Genomic DNA, 14918 nt, shown 5'->3' on the forward strand with positions numbered 1-14918 from the left:
TGCAATGGGCGACAATCTCGCCCATTCTCACGCCGTGTGGAATCAGCCGATGAAGGAATCGAACTGCATGTCGAATTCCTGCAGCGCCTTCTGCGCGTTCTGCATCTTCTTGCGGAATTCCGGCCCGCGGCGCAGGGCCAGGCCCACCGCCAGCACGTCGATCACGACCAGGTAGGCCAGCCGCGCCGAGATCGGGGTATAGGGATCGGTCGCGAACACCAGGTCGATCGGGATCAGCAGGGTCGCCATCTCGGCCAGCGGCGTGCCGGACGGCGCCAGCACGATTACGTCGGCGCCGCCGGCCTTGGCCAGCTTGGCGGAGCGCGTCAGCGCCGGGTTGTTGCCGCGCTGCGAGATCGCCACCAGCGCATCGCCTTCGCGCAGCAGGGCCGCCGCGATCGAGTGGATCGACGGGTCGGTATAGGCCACCGTCGGCACGCCCGAGCGGAAGAACTTGTGCTGGGCGTCGGCGGCCACGAAGCCGGACGTGCCCTGGCCGTAGAACTCGATCTTGTTGGCGCGCGCCAGGATCTCGAGCGCCTGCTGGACCAGTTCCGGCTTGAGGTTGTTGCGCAGGTCGAGCAGGGTGTTGATCGAGCGGCTGCAGATCTTGTTGATCAGGTCCGAGGCCAGGTCGTCCTGGTGCGGCGCCTCGCTGGCGCCGGGCAGCGCCAGCGCCAGGCCTTGCGCCAGCTTGAGCTTGAACTCGTGCCAGCCGTCGTAGCCGAGCGTGCGGCAGAAACGCACCACGGTCGGTTCCGACACGCTGGCGCTGCGCGCCAGGGCGGTGATGTTCTGGCTCACGGTCGCGGAAGGCGCGGCCAGCACCGCGAGCGCAACCTTGCGCTCCGATTTGGAGAGCGTGTCGAGCTGGGTGCGGATCGAGTCGAGCAGCATGATATGTCGCGGGCGCCTTCAGTCTTCCGGCAGCGATTCTTCGCGCCATTGCAGGCCGTCGCGGCCGATCAGGGCGCTGGCGGCGGCCGGGCCCCAGGTGCCGGAGGTGTATGGCGCCGGCGCGCTGTCGTCCTGTTCCCAGTGCTCGAGGATAGGCTCGACCCATTCCCAGGCCGCTTCCAGTTCGTCGCCGCGCATGAACAGGGTCAGCTGGCCGCGCAGCACGTCGAGCAGCAGGCGTTCATAGGCCTCCATGCGCGGCGCCTTGAACTGCTCGCGGAAATCGAGTTCGAGCTCGGCCTGCTTCAGGCGCATCGAGTCGCCCGGGGTCTTGGCCATCAGATTCATCGACAGGCCTTCGTCCGGCTGCAGGCGGATCACCAGGCTATTGGGCTGGAAGCTCGACGTCGGCTGGTTGAAGATCGAGTGCGGGATCGGCTTGAAGCGAACCACGATCTCGGCCAGGCGGTCGGCCATGCGCTTGCCGGTGCGCAGGTAGAACGGCACGCCGGCCCAGCGCCAGGTGTCGATCTCGGCCTTCATCGCCACGAAGGTCTCGGTGCGCGAGCTCTTCGGCGCATCGGGTTCCTCGCGGTAGCCGGGCACCTGCTGGCCGTCGATGTAGCCGGCGCGGTACTGGCCGCGGATGATGTTCTGCGACAGCGTGGTCGGGGTAAAACGTTTTAACGACCGCAATACCTGCAGCTTGGCGTCGCGCACGGCGTCCGGCGCGATCGAGGTCGGCGGTTCCATCGCCACGATGCACAGCAGCTGCAGCAGGTGGTTCTGCAGCATGTCGCGCAGCGCGCCGGAATTGTCGTAGTAACCCAGGCGGTTGCCGACGCCGATCTTTTCGGCGATCGTGATCTGCACGTCCGAGATCCATTCGCGCCGCCACAGCGGCTCGAACAGGATGTTCCCGAAGCGCAGCGCCAGCAGGTTCTGCACGGTCTCCTTGCCCAGGTAGTGGTCGATGCGGTAGATCTGCGATTCGGCGAACACCTTGCCGACGTCGAGGTTGATCTGCTTGGCTGAGGCCAGGTCGCGGCCCAGGGGCTTTTCGAGCACCACCCGCGAATTGGGCGTGGCCAGGCCGGTCTTGGCCAGGTTGTCGCAGATCCTGGCGAACAGCTGTGGCGGCGTGGCGAGGTAATAGACGCGGGTCAGCGATGGGTCGTCGCGCAGGGCCTGGACCAGCGTTTGGTAGGTCGAGACGTCGGTCGCGTTCAGCGCCACATAGGTGATGCGCTGCAGGAAGCGCGTCCAGCTCGCTTCATCCGGGCCGTCCTTGATATGCGGTTTCGAATTCGTTTCCACCATGCGCAGGAATTCTTCTTGCGTCGCCTCGTCGCGGCCCACGCAGATGATGCGGCTGCCTTCAGGCAGGTCGTTGCAGACGTCGCGCGAATACATCGCGGGCAGCAGCTTGCGCATCGCAAGGTCGCCGCTGCCGCCAAAGAAAACGAGGTCGAAATCGGAGAGAGCCATGGTGATAGGGTGAGCAAAAATTAGATTTTGTAAATTTACTACATATTTTTTAGTCGATCAAGAAAATATACTACGCAATGGGCCGGTCCATCATGCCATAGCTGGCGGTACATGGTCGCGAGCGTCTCGTGGCGATGGGCGGAGTGACCGTTGGTGGAGGGCCCGCAGGACTAGCGGCGCAAGCGCTCGATCACATCGTCGATCCGGTATGGCTTGGCGATATACGGGTACTGCCGGCTGTGCGGGCCCAATAACTCTGGAGCCGTATAGCCCGAGGTCAGCAGGATCCTGATGTGCGGGTAACGCAAGCTGGTGGCATCTGCCAGCTCCAGTCCGGTCATCCCCGGCATCATCACGTCGGAGAACAGGGCATCGATGTGCGGATCCGCCTCGAGCATCCGCAGCGCCTGGGCTGCTCCATGGGCGATACACACGTCGATGCCGTGATAGCCCAGCAGGGCTTGTGCAAGGTCGGCTAGGTCGGGCTCGTCGTCGACCACGAGCACCTTGCGCGGCAGCGTGCCCGGCCTGCCAACGCTTGTCGCCCCCGCCACTAGCATGCGGATCTTTCGCCAGCCCGGTCACGCCCGGTCCTGGGCGCGGAAAATCCGGAGGGAAGGCGCGGGATGGTCACCGTGAACGTGGTTCCTTGTTGCGCGTTGGAAGTCACGTCGATGCGGCCCGCATGTGCCTGGACGATCTCGCGGGAGATGAACAGTCCGATGCCGAGACTGGTGCGTTCGCCTGCATCGGCGTCGGTGCTGGCGGCGATGCGCACCATGGGATCGAACACGCGCGCCAGTTTATCGGCGTCGATCGGCGTGCCCTGATTGTTGACTGCGATAACGACATCGTCGTCGCTGCGCTTGAGCTCGATGGTGATGGGCTTCCTGGCATCGCCATACTGGATCGCATTCCCGGCCAGGTTGGACAGCATTTGCGCGAGCCGCGCTCCATCGAAGATCGCGTCGATGCTGGCCGGGGCATGGAAGTCGATCTGCATTTCAGGCTGCGAGGTGCGCAACTCGTTGGCGACCTCTTCGCAAATCTTGACCAGATCGCCCTGCCGCACATGAATCGGTATTCCCGGCCCGAGGTGCGTCCGTGTGAAATCGATCAGATCACTGATCAGTTTGCTCATGCGGGTGGCGCTGTTGTACATGCGCGTAGCCACCAGGATGTATTTGGGCGGAATATCGACCGCAGCCATGATGAGCTGCGATCCGGTGACGACCGTGCTCAGTGGATTACGCAGGTCGTGCCCGAGGATGGCCAGGAACATGTTCTGCGAGCGTTTCACCATCGCCTCATAGCGCGCGACCGATTCTGCCAGCGCCTGGTCGATGGCCTCGTTGAACCTGTTGATATCGGCGACGTCGGTTGCATATTGCTCACGTTCGTCGACGTTCCATAAGGTGAGAACGCTCGAGCGCAGCGCACGGTACTCGGAAACCAGTTGTACCACGGTATAGCCTGAAAGTAGGCGCGCCTCGGCGTGGGTCTCGGCTGGTGTATCCGCGCCTTCGCGTCGGCCCAGGCCCTGCGATTTGGCCGCACGTTCGTCATTGGTCTGCGTCGTGGCCAGGTCGTCGGCGATGGTTAGCAGCATTTGACGGGCATGGTCGCGAAGCTCGGCGTCATCCATTGTCAAAGCCGGCGGCTCGATGGTGCGCGCGAAGTCTTCCCATATCTGTAAAACACGTTCCATATCACTGCGAATGAAATCGCTGAGCCGATGTTTGGTCATTTTCGTCCTTGATTGTCGTTTTTCGCGAAAATCGCGAACATCGGTGAATTCATCATAACAGGCTTCCGATAACCAGACCGCGAATGCGGCAGGTTTTCGGGAAAATAAAGGACCGTAAGGATTTTCAATAGCCAAACCTTTATAAATCATTGTTTTTAAAGCCAGTTTTTATATTGATCACGTTTTTCGTCAGCCGTTTTCGGCGCCCCTGAATCATGCCGTGATCAAAAAAGCTCTTGTCCAGCATTGAATTTTATTGCCACAAATTGCTGAAACTCTTCCGCTATTTAGTGTTCCGAAAAACGGTTTCCGAAATTTTTTTTTAGGGTGTCCGCGCTCGAGGTGGTGCGAAAGCGACGAAAGGTATGCCAAGCTCGCAGCAAGAATGACATATCTGCTGATTCGGCTTATAGTTTCCGAAAATAAACATAAATCGCAACCAGATGGCAGTGGAGGGGACAATGAAGACTTGGATGCAGTCACTGGTCCGTCGGGCGCAGGCGGCGGTGCCGGCTGCCGGGCGCGGCATGGGCAAGAGTGTGCGCACGCTGGTGGTCAAGGCGCGCGACGGCAGTATCCGCACGGCGATCAACGCCGCGCGCCTGCGCAAGGAGGTCGACCAGGCCCAGGACCAGGCGGCGCGCCAGCACGGGGCGGCCGATGCACTGGCGGCCAGCGCGCGCGAAGTGGCCGCGCTGTCGGCCGACGTCAATGCCGGCACGGTGCGCATCGCCGACACGGCCCAGCGCAACCTGGCGCAAGCGCGCGAATCGATGGAAGAACTGGCCAGCCTCGAGCGGCGCATGCGGCTCATCGAAGAACAGGTGCAGGGATTTTCCGCCACCGTGACCCAGCTGGTCGGCCACCTGCGCGAGATCGGCGAATTCGGCACCGTGATCGAGAACGTGGCCAACCAGACCAATCTGCTGGCCATCAATGCCGCGATCGAGGCGGCGCGCGCCGGCCCGGCCGGACGCGGCTTCGCGGTGGTCGCCTCCGAGGTACGGCGCCTGTCGCAGGTGGTCAATGCCGAAGCGGTCAAGATCGCGACCGCCAGCGGCGCGATGCGCGAGCTGGTGACGTCGACCTCGGGCGCCACCGCCGGCATCCTCGACGGCGTGAACGTGTCGGCGCGCGAAGCCGGCAGCGCGGCCAGCCACCTCACCGCTTTCGTCGCCGACTTCGAGCGCATGACCGCGACCGTCGACCAGATGGCGGCGGCGATGCAGTCGCTCGACGGCGTCAACCAGCAGATCAATGCGAGGGTGGAGGAGGTGGCGCAGAACGCGTCCAGCGCCAAGACCACGATGCAGGACGCCTCGCGCCGCGTGGACGAGGTGCGGGTGGCCACCGAAGAGCTGCAGGGCGTGCTGGCGGGCTTCCGTACCGGCGGCACCGCCTTCGATGCGCTGGTGGACACCACCACCGTGCTGCGCGATGAGGTGAGGGCCTGCCTTGAGAGGTACGCGGCCGGCGGCGCCAATATCTTCGACCAGCAGTACCGGCCGATCCCGCAATCCGACCCGCCGCGTTTCACGACCTCGTACGACCGCGCGGTGGAACGCGACCTGCAGCAGCTTTTCGACCGCGTGCTGACCGACTTGCCGGGCGCGGCGTACGCGCTGGCGGTAGACAACCGGGGATACGCGCCGACCCACAACACCAAGTTCTCGCGGCCGTCGACCGGGCAGCGCGAGCATGACCTGGTGTACTGCCGTAACAAACGGATCTTCGACGATCCGGTGGGGATCCGGCTGGCCAGGAACCGCGAGCCGTTCCTGTTGCAAACTTATTTGCGCGATACGGGGGAGGTGATCAATGACTTGTCGATGCCAATCGTGTTCCAGGGGAAGCACTGGGGGGCGGTGCGGATCGGCTACGACTCGGCGCGGATGATGGGGCGTTCCAGCTAAGAACCTATCCCGGTTTGCCCATCCGTGGCGAACCGTTCCTGATGTTCATGCGACAATTCGCCGGCCTGTACTGACACCATCAGCCGAAGAAAGCCATCCGCCATGACCCAACCCTCGCCGCGCCGCGGTTCCCTTATCCTGTTGCTGCCGATCTTCCTGATCGTCGCAGTCCTGGCGCTGTTGTTCGCCTGGGTCGGCGGCTGGTTCGGGGGCAAAGGCGTCACACCGCAGGCCATGGCCAATACGGCCGAAGCATCGGGCTCGCCCCAGCCGGGTTTCCGCCGCGCCCACAGCAAGGGCATCTGCATCGCCGGCACCTTCGCGCCGACGCCGGCAGCGGCGCAACTGTCGACGGCGCGCGTGTTCTCGCAAGCGTCGACGCCGGTGCTGGGCCGCTTTTCCAATCCAGGCAACGATCCCCATGCGCCCGACAACAAGGCAGCCGTGCGCGGCATGGCGCTGCAGCTCAAGACGGACGACGGGCAGGAGTGGCGCATGGCGATGAACAGCTTCCCGTTCTTCGCGTCGTCCACGCCGGAAGGCTTCCAGGCGATGAACGTCGCGCGCCTTCCGGATCCGGCCACCGGCAAGCCCGACCCGGAAAAAATGAAGGCAGTCCTGGCAAACCATCCTGAGATCGCCAGATTCATGGCGTGGTCGAAGAGCGCACCCACGCCCGACAGCCTGGCCAATACGCGCTTCAACGGCGTCAACGCATTCCGCCTGATCGACGCCCAGGGCAGGGAGCGCGCGGTGCGCTGGTCGATGCGGCCGCATGCGCCTTTCGTGGCGGCCGACCCGGAACGGCTCAAGAGCGCGAGCCGCGATTTCCTGGGCGAGGATCTCGACCGGCGCCTGGCCGCCGGGCCGCTGCAATGGGATATGGTGATGCAGTTTGCCGCGCCCGGCGATCCGATCGAGGATCCTTCGAAAGCCTGGCCCGATACTCGCCCTGAGACCAAGGTAGGAACCCTGACGCTGGTGCGCGCCGAGGCGCAGGCCGGTGGCCCCTGCTTCGACCTGAACTTCGATCCGCTGATCCTGCCGACGGGGATCGCGGCGACCGACGATCCGGTGCTGCATGCCCGCTCGGCGGTCTATTCGGTCTCGTTCAACCGTCGTGAACGTGAGATCAGCCAGGGCCTGGCCAAGTCCGGCAGCGGGAGCGCAGAATGAACCGTCAACCCCACTTCAACCTGCTGGCCCGCGTGCTGCACTGGTCGATGGCTGTCGCGATCCTTGCCATGCTGTTCGTCGGCGCCGCCATGGTGGTGTCGCTGCGTCACCGCGAGCTGCTGCTCGACCTGCATCGCCCGCTCGGGCTGGCGATCCTGTTGCTGGCGATCGTGCGCCTGGCGAACCGCCTGCGCCATCCACCGCCACCGCTGCCGCCGGACCTGCCGCGCATCCAGGTGTGGGCGGCCAAGGCCTCGCACTGGCTGCTGTATGCGCTGATGTTCGCGATGCCGATCATCGGCTGGGCCATGCTGTCGGCCGGCGCCTATCCGGTGGTGTTGTTCGAGGGCGTGAATCTGCCGCCGATCCTGCCGCATAGTCCGGTCATGTATGGCTTCCTGCGCCCGCTGCATGGCGTCCTGGCCTACGTGTTGTTCTTTACCATCCTCGCTCATCTTGGCGCAGCGCTGTTCCATGCATGGGTGAGGCGTGACGGGGTGTTCGGGCAGATGGCGCGGCGGGGATAGGCCTCGCCTTCAGCGCCGGTGCCTGCCAAAGAAATCGAGCATCAGGCGGCTGGCATCCGGCTTTGCCCTGGCATTGAACCTGAGCGCCGGATCGCCGCCGCTCCATTCGTGGCGCAGGCCCGCGATGCGCACCACGCGCAGGATGAGCTTGCGGCGCACGGTGAAATCATGGATCTCGTGCGCGTTACTGGCGCCGCCACGTCCTGCGGGTTTCACAGTCGCGCGGCTGGCAGTGGCAAGCGGAATGCCATTCAGGCGCAGCCATTGGCGCGCCAACTGCTGCTGGTTGACGTGATTGACCACCGGATCGTCTTCGCCGTGGATCAACAGGGCCGGCATCGGCGGTAGCGACCTCGCCGGCGTCCCCGGCGACCCCATGGCGTGGCGATCGAGCAGGGTGTGGATGGCCGCATCGGCCTGCGCCTCGGCGCCGCGGTGCATGACGTGCAAGGCGCCGATCTGGGTGTTGCAGGCGCCAAACACGGGACCGGAATGCATGCCAATCGCGGCGATCAGTTCGGGATGGTTCAGGGCCAGCACGGCGGCCATGCCGGCGCCGGCCGACAAGCCGCAGGCATAGATGCGGCGGCGGTCGATGCGGTGCCCGGCGCACACGTGGTCGATGAGCGCCGCCAGCACGCCGGTCTCGCCGCGGCCTTCCTGGGCGGCGCGGTCGAACCAGCGCCAGCAGCGCTGCGCCTGCGCGCTCGCCGGTTGTTGCGGGTACAGCACCGCGTAACCCTTCGCCTGCGCCAGCCGGTTCATGCGCGTGCCCTGCGCGAATTCGGGCGCGGTTTGATGGCAGCCGTGCAGCATGACGACCAGCGGCCAGCTGGCTTGTGCGGCGTGCTCGGGTGTGCGTTGCGGAAGATACAGCCAGTAGGGGAGCAGGTGATGGCCCTCGATCCATCGGCCCGAGGCGGCCGGCAGGCGCGCTTGCGCCGGGGGCGCCGGTTTCGGCCGCGCCGGCTTGGGTGGCCTGGCATTGGCCCGCGCGCTCGGCTTGGCGCTATAGATATCGAACAGCTTGGCAACCAGCTTGCGTTGCGACTTGGCGGCGCGCGCCAGGTCGCGCAGCAAACGGGGGCTTGAGGTAGTTTTTGCCACCGCCGTCTCCGCAGTTATGTTGCAGTGCAATATAACTGCGAAGGCGGACTTCTTCGGTGCGCTGGCTCACGCCATCCGCGCCTGCGTCGGCGTCAGGCGCGGTATTCCGGCTCTTCGCGCCCCGCCACGTCCATCTTGAGGCACAGCACCTTGCCGCTGAGCGGATACTGTTCCAGCTCTTCCTTTGACCTGCCATGGCTGGCGCTGGTGATGTACAAGGTGCGCAGGTCTGGCCCGCCGAAGGCGACCGAAGTCGGGCACTTCACCGGCAGCTTGATCTCGCGCAGGATCTCGCCATTCGGCGCGATGCGCAGGATGCGCGCGCCTTCGAACATCGCCACCCAGTACATGCCCTCGGAATCCATCGTGGCGCCGTCCGGACGGCCGCCGTAGTCCGCGGCCGACTTGTCGCTCGGGAAGGTCACGATGGTGCGGCGGTTGCTCTGCTCACCGGTGGCCGAGTCGAAGTCGTAGCAGTCGATGCGGTGCGTGGTGGTGTCGGCGTGGTACATCGTGCGGCCATCCAGGCTCCAGGCCAGGCCGTTCGAGTTGGTCATGCCGCCGCTCCAGGCCTGGCGCAACTGATCCTTGTCCAGCACGTACATCTCGGCGGCCGGCTGGTCGCGCGGTTCGTACATGGTGCCGATCCAGAACCGGCCAGCAGGGTCGACCCGGCCGTCGTTGAAGCGCACCTTGGACGGATCGTAGGGCGCGTCGGTGATCGGCTTTTCCGAACCGTCGGTGGTGTTCAGACGCAGCAGGCCGTGGCGGGTCGCCACGACCAGGAAGTTGTTGTCGTCGATCGCCAGCGCCGACGGGTGCGAGCCCATCTTCCACGAGGTGAACTTGCCGCTCGCCGCGTGCAGGCGGTTGACGGTGTAGCCCTCGATGTCGACCCAATACAGCGCCGATTCGACTTCGTGCCAGATCGCGGACTCGCCGACCAGCATCGGCGCATCGTGTACTACTTCAAATTTTTCCGTTGCCATAGTGTGATGGTGAAGGGTTCAGAAGGCCGCTTTGGCGCGGGCGATCAGGCCGTTCGTGGAACTGTCGTGCTGGCCAGGCGCGGGTTCGCCCGCCAGCTCGGCTTCGATCTTCTTCGCCAGCACTTTACCTAACTCAACGCCCCACTGGTCGAAACTGTTGACATCCCAGAGCACGCCCTGCACGAAGGTCTTGTGCTCGTATAGCGCGATCAGCGCGCCCAGGGTCGATGGCGTCAGGCGCTCCATCAGGATGGTGTTGCTCGGACGGTTGCCCGGGAAGGTCTTGTGCGGCGTGAGACGCTCGATTTCGTCCGCCGCCAGGCCTTGCGCCTGCAGGTCGGCACGCACCTCGTCCGCCGTCTTGCCCTTCATGAAGGCTTCGGACTGGGCGAAACAGTTGGCCAGCAGGGCGGTGTGGTGGTTGTCCATCTCGTGGGCCGGGCGCAGGGCGGCGATGAAGTCCATCGGCGTCACGTCGGTGCCCTGGTGCAGCAGCTGGAAATAGGCGTGCTGGCCGTTGGTGCCGCACTCGCCCCAGATCGCGGGACAGGTTGGCGTATCGACTGGCTGGCCGTCGCGGGTCACGCGCTTGCCGTTGCTTTCCATGTCGAGCTGCTGCAGGTAGGCCGGGAAGCGGTTCAGGTCCTGGTGATAAGGCGCGATCGACACCGACGCGCAGTCGAGGAACTGGCGGTTCCAGAAGCCGACCAGGGCCAGCAGCGTCGGCAGGTTCTGCTCGAGCGGGGCGGTGCGGAAGTGTTCGTCCAGCTCGTGCGCGCCGGCCAGGAAGTCCTTGAAGTAGCCGAAACCCACGGCCAGCGCGACCGGCAGGCCGATCGCCGACCACACCGAATAACGGCCGCCGACCCAGTCCCAGAACGGGAACATGTTCGCCGGGTCGATGCCGAAAGTCTCGATCGCTTCAGTGTTCGTGGACACGGCGACGAAGTGCTTGGCCAGCGCCTCTTCGGAGGCATGCTGCAGGAACCAGGCGCGCGCGGTCTGCGCGTTCATCATGGTTTCCGCCGTAGTAAAAGTCTTGGAGGCGACGATGAATAGCGTGGTCTCGGGATCGACCTGGGCCAGCGCCGCGTCCATGTCGTGGCCGTCGACGTTCGACACGAAGTGCATGGAGAGGCGCGGGTGCGCATAGTGGCGCAGGGCCAGCACCACCATCTTGGGGCCGAGGTCCGAGCCGCCGATGCCGATATTGACGATGTCGGTGATCGGCTTGCCGGTATGGCCCAGCCATTCGCCGCTGCGTACGGCGTCGGTAAAGGTCTTGACACGATCGAGCACGGCGTGGATGTCGGCATTGACTTCCTGGCCGTCGACCACCAAGGTCGCGCCGCGCGGCGCGCGCAGGGCGGTGTGCAGCACCGCGCGGTTCTCGGTGTTGTTGATCTTTTCGCCGGCGAACATCGCATCGCGGCGCGCCTCCAGGCCGCGCTCGCGCGCCAGCCCGACCAGCAGTTCAAGCGTGCGCCCGTCGAGGCGATTTTTTGAATAGTCTAGGAACAGGCCTGCGGCCTCGTCGGAGTAGCGCTCGAAGCGGTCGGGATCGGCGGCGAACAGGTCGCGCATCTGCCACGACTTGGCGGTATCGGCATGTTGGGCGAGGGCTTGGAAGCTGGCGGTACTGGTCAAAGGAGGCTGGCGCATGGGGTCGGGGTGCGTGGCACAATGTTGGCAATAATGGATTATCGAATAATACAAGCATCTGCGCGTAAATTCACTACAAAAAACAGCGCGAATTCAACTTGTTGGATGCTTCCCTTCACCAGGCGGCGCCGCTCGGCCATTCCGTCCCCATAGAGAGGCCGGTCGGAAATGAGCGCGGCGTACCGATCTGTAGTAAAATTTCAGATACTAAATTCAGGAAGGAACGAACATGGCGCTCCACCCCGTAGTAGAACAGGTCACCAACCGCATCATCCAGCGCAGCAAGCGCTCGCGCGCGGCCTATCTCGAACATCTCGAAGCGGCCCGCATCAAGGGCGTCCAGCGCGGCGCCCTGTCGTGCACCAACCTGGCCCACGGCTTTGCCGCCTTCCCGGCCAACGACAAGCTGAAGCTGCGCGAATACAAGGAACCGTCGGTCGCCATCGTTTCTTCCTATAACGACATGCTGTCGGCGCACCAGCCGTTCGAGTATTTCCCGAAAGTGATCAAGGAAGCCGTGCGCGAAGTCGGCGCCGTGGCCCAGTTCGCCAGCGGCGTGCCGGCCATGTGCGACGGCGTGACGCAAGGCCAGCCAGGCATGGAGCTGTCGCTGTTCTCGCGCGACGCCATCGCCATGGCGACCGCGGTCGGCCTGTCGCACAATATGTTCGACGCCGCCCTGTACTTGGGCATCTGCGACAAGATCGTGCCGGGCCTGCTCATCGGCGCGCTGCACTTCGGTCACATCCCGGGCATCTTCGTGCCGGGCGGCCCGATGACCACCGGTATCTCCAACAAAGAGAAAGCCGCGATCCGCCAGCGCTACGCCAAGGGCGAAGCCACCCGCGAAGAACTGCTCGAAGGCGAGTCGGCTTCGTACCACGGCGCCGGCACCTGTACCTTCTACGGCACCGCCAACAGCAACCAGATGCTGATGGAAGTCATGGGCCTGCACCTGCCGGGTTCGGCCTTCATCACGCCGGGCACGCCGCTGCGCGATGCGCTCACCGCCGCTGCGGCCCACCGCGCGGTCGCGATCTCGCAGCAGGGCGGCGACTACATGCCGATCGGCCATATCGTCGACGAGAAAAGCATCGTCAACGCCATCGCCGCGCTGCACGCCACCGGCGGCTCGACCAACCACACGCTGCACCTGGTGGCGATCGCGCGCGCGGCCGGCATCGTGATCGACTGGAACGATTTCGACGAGATGTCGAAAGTGGTGCCGCTGCTGACGCGCATCTATCCGAACGGCGATGCCGACGTCAATCACTTCCAGGCCGCGGGCGGCCCGGGCTTCGTGATCCGCGAACTGCTCGACGCCGGCCTGGCGCACGACGACGTCAACACCATCCTCGGCCACGGCTTGCGCAATCACTGCAAAGAGCCGTTCCTGGGTGAAGACGGCAAGGTCGTGTTCCGCGACGCCACCCCGGTGAGCGGCGACGAGAACGTGCTGCGTCCGGCCACCAACCCGTTCAACAACAACGGCGGCATGGTGCTGGTGAAGGGCAACCTGGGCCGCGCGGTGATGAAAGTCTCGGCGGTCAAGAAAGAGCATTATTCGGTGGAAGCTCCAGCGCTGACCTTCGATTCGCAAGAAGACTTCATGCACGCCTATAAAGACGGCAAGCTGAACCGCGACTTCGTGGCCGTGGTCCGCTTCCAGGGCCCGCGCGCCAACGGCATGCCCGAACTGCACGCGCTGACCCCAGCGCTGGCCAATCTGCAGGATGCCGGCTTCAAGGTGGCGATGGTCACCGACGGCCGCATGTCTGGCGCGTCCGGCAAGGTGCCGGCGGCGATCCACGTGTCGCCCGAGATCCTGGCCGGCGGCCCGCTGGGCCTGGTGCGCGATGGCGACATGATCCGTGTCGACGCCAATAGCGGCACCATGGAAGCGCTGGTGCCGGCGGACGTCTGGGCCCAGCGCAAGCAGGCCACTGCCGACCTGACCTCGAGCCACATCGGCATGGGCCGCGAACTGTTCTCCATGTTCCGCAATTCCATCAGCGCGGCGGAGGAGGGTGCAGCCACCTTCCCGCTGCCGTCGCCGAAACAGACCGTCGTGCCGCTGCACGATGGCATTGACGCCGGCGAGATCATCCCCGGCTCCGACGAAGACCATCTTTTCAGGACTAACAAGTGAGCCAACCAATGAGCCAATCAATGACCCTACTTGAGATCATGCGCTCGGCGAGCGTCATCCCCGTCATCGCCATCGACGACCCCGACCACGCCGTGCCATTGGCCAAGGCCCTGGTTGCAGGCGGCATCCGCGTGCTGGAAGTGACCCTGCGCACCGAGCACGGCCTGGGCGCGATCCGCGCCATGAGCCAGGTCGAAGGCGCCATCGTCGGCGTCGGCACGCTCACCCAGCCCGAAGAATTCGCGGCATCGCGCGACGCCGGCGCCGTGTTCGGCGTCTCGCCGGGCCTGACCCAGGCGCTGATCGACGCGGCCAAGTCGAGCGGCCTGCCGCTGCTGCCGGGCGTGATGACGCCGTCCGAAGTGATGGCGGCGCGCGAGCAGGGATTCAGGCAACTGAAGCTGTTCCCGGCGGTGCCGGCGGGCGGCGTCGGCATGCTCAATGCGATCGGCGGCCCGCTGCCGGACGTGACCTTCTGCCCGACCGGCGGCATTTCGATCGAGAGCGCACCGAAATTCCTGGCTTGCAAGAACGTGGCCTGCGTGGGCGGCTCGTGGCTGACCCCGAAGGACGCGATCGCGGCCGGCGACTGGGCGCACATCACCGAGCTGGCCAGGGCTGCGGCGGCGCTGCGCGCGGCTTGAGGACAGAAGGATCGCATGCTGCGATCGCGCTATCCTTCCCGATTTCGCCCCCTGAGCGAGGGCGAGACGGCGATGGCGTCGCTGCTGTTCGGCGACGCCATCGATTACCGCCGGGTACGCGTGTACAACCGGCGCTACATGCCGTTCCAGCCGCGTAACTGCGCGATGACGCCGAACGGCAGCATGTATTTTCACCGTTCCTGCTTCCTGCCCGACTACGCGCGCGGCGATCCGCCGGCCATCCACTGGTTCATGCACGAGATGGCGCATGTGTGGCAGCACCAGCTGGGCTATCCGGTGCGGCTGCGCGGGGCCTTCCGCATCGGCCTGTCCTATGGCTATACCCTGCACGAAGACGCCACCCTGGCCGACTACAATATGGAAGCCCAGGGCGACCTGCTGGCCGATTACTTCGTTCTCAAATTCCTGAGAAAACCGGGCGCCATGCGCCAGCAGCGCTACCGCGACTGCCTGGCGCTGTACGAGCGGGTGCTGGCCGAGTTCCTGCACGCACCGGGCGACCGCGCCAACCTGCACCGCGGGCCGGCGCGCTGGCTGGCAATGAGAATGCGGCCGGCCTGGATGTGAAAGGCGTCGTGCAGGTGTAGTGGTGGCGGGC

Annotated in this window: 13 protein-coding genes; 6 read left to right on the forward strand and 7 right to left on the reverse strand. The window is 64.9% G+C overall.

Annotated elements, in window-relative coordinates:
* Positions 1 to 42: 42 nt before the first annotated feature.
* From SOM28_RS10700 to SOM28_RS10715, 4 genes are all read right to left on the reverse strand, one after another.
* Positions 43 to 897: an SIS domain-containing protein gene (locus SOM28_RS10700; protein WP_123067741.1), complete on the reverse strand. Its 855-nt coding sequence runs from the start codon at positions 895 to 897 to the stop codon at positions 43 to 45.
* 18 nt (positions 898 to 915) lie between these two features.
* Positions 916 to 2385 carry a glucose-6-phosphate dehydrogenase gene (gene zwf, locus SOM28_RS10705; protein ID WP_320468087.1) on the reverse strand — a complete coding sequence of 490 codons (1470 nt, stop codon included), beginning with the start codon at positions 2383 to 2385 and terminating at the stop codon, positions 916 to 918.
* Between the two features lie 170 nt (positions 2386 to 2555).
* Complete coding sequence (locus SOM28_RS10710; RefSeq protein ID WP_320468088.1) at positions 2556 to 2885, reverse strand: response regulator; 330 nt, start codon at positions 2883 to 2885, stop codon at positions 2556 to 2558.
* A 53-nt stretch (positions 2886 to 2938) separates the two neighbouring features.
* Complete coding sequence (locus SOM28_RS10715) at positions 2939 to 4282, reverse strand: sensor histidine kinase (protein ID WP_320468089.1); 1344 nt, start codon at positions 4280 to 4282, stop codon at positions 2939 to 2941.
* 323 nt (positions 4283 to 4605) lie between these two features.
* On the opposite strand from SOM28_RS10715, the gene SOM28_RS10720 reads away from it, so the two are divergent.
* The 3 genes from SOM28_RS10720 (at position 4606) to SOM28_RS10730 (ending at position 7748) form a co-directional block, all read left to right on the forward strand.
* A complete protein-coding gene (locus SOM28_RS10720) occupies positions 4606 to 6045 on the forward strand; it encodes a methyl-accepting chemotaxis protein (protein WP_320468090.1) in 1440 nt (479 codons plus the stop codon).
* 102 nt (positions 6046 to 6147) lie between these two features.
* A complete protein-coding gene (locus SOM28_RS10725; RefSeq protein WP_320468091.1) occupies positions 6148 to 7221 on the forward strand; it encodes a catalase family peroxidase in 1074 nt (357 codons plus the stop codon).
* Positions 7218 to 7748 carry a cytochrome b gene (locus tag SOM28_RS10730; RefSeq protein WP_320468092.1) on the forward strand — a complete coding sequence of 177 codons (531 nt, stop codon included), beginning with the start codon at positions 7218 to 7220 and terminating at the stop codon, positions 7746 to 7748. The genes SOM28_RS10725 and SOM28_RS10730 overlap by 4 nt, the downstream gene beginning before the upstream one ends.
* A gap of 9 nt (positions 7749 to 7757) precedes the next feature.
* On the opposite strand, the gene SOM28_RS10735 is transcribed toward SOM28_RS10730, so the two are convergent.
* The 3 genes from SOM28_RS10735 to pgi form a co-directional block, all read right to left on the reverse strand.
* Positions 7758 to 8855 carry an extracellular catalytic domain type 1 short-chain-length polyhydroxyalkanoate depolymerase gene (locus SOM28_RS10735; protein ID WP_320468093.1) on the reverse strand — a complete coding sequence of 366 codons (1098 nt, stop codon included), beginning with the start codon at positions 8853 to 8855 and terminating at the stop codon, positions 7758 to 7760.
* Positions 8856 to 8947: 92 nt separating this feature from the next.
* Positions 8948 to 9844, reverse strand: coding sequence for an SMP-30/gluconolactonase/LRE family protein (locus tag SOM28_RS10740; RefSeq protein WP_320468094.1), 897 nt, complete (start codon positions 9842 to 9844; stop codon positions 8948 to 8950).
* Between the two features lie 18 nt (positions 9845 to 9862).
* On the reverse strand, positions 9863 to 11506 hold the full coding sequence (gene pgi, locus SOM28_RS10745; RefSeq protein WP_320468095.1) for a glucose-6-phosphate isomerase: 1644 nt from the start codon (positions 11504 to 11506) through the stop codon (positions 9863 to 9865).
* 229 nt (positions 11507 to 11735) lie between these two features.
* Here pgi and edd point away from each other — a divergent pair, with 229 nt between their 5' ends.
* The 3 genes from edd to SOM28_RS10760 are packed head-to-tail and all read left to right on the forward strand — an operon-like array spanning position 11736 to position 14887.
* Positions 11736 to 13655, forward strand: coding sequence for a phosphogluconate dehydratase (gene edd / locus SOM28_RS10750; RefSeq protein ID WP_320468096.1), 1920 nt, complete (start codon positions 11736 to 11738; stop codon positions 13653 to 13655).
* Positions 13656 to 13675: 20 nt separating this feature from the next.
* The gene (gene eda, locus SOM28_RS10755; protein ID WP_320468097.1) at positions 13676 to 14299 is read left to right on the forward strand and encodes a bifunctional 4-hydroxy-2-oxoglutarate aldolase/2-dehydro-3-deoxy-phosphogluconate aldolase; all 624 of its coding nucleotides are present in this window, start codon (positions 13676 to 13678) and stop codon (positions 14297 to 14299) included.
* A gap of 15 nt (positions 14300 to 14314) precedes the next feature.
* Positions 14315 to 14887, forward strand: coding sequence for a Rhs element Vgr protein (locus tag SOM28_RS10760; protein ID WP_221176187.1), 573 nt, complete (start codon positions 14315 to 14317; stop codon positions 14885 to 14887).
* The last annotated feature ends 31 nt before the right edge of the window (positions 14888 to 14918 follow it).

The sequence above is a fragment of the Massilia sp. CFBP9026 genome (assembly GCF_034045165.1).
Classification (GTDB): domain Bacteria; phylum Pseudomonadota; class Gammaproteobacteria; order Burkholderiales; family Burkholderiaceae_D; genus Telluria; species Telluria arenae.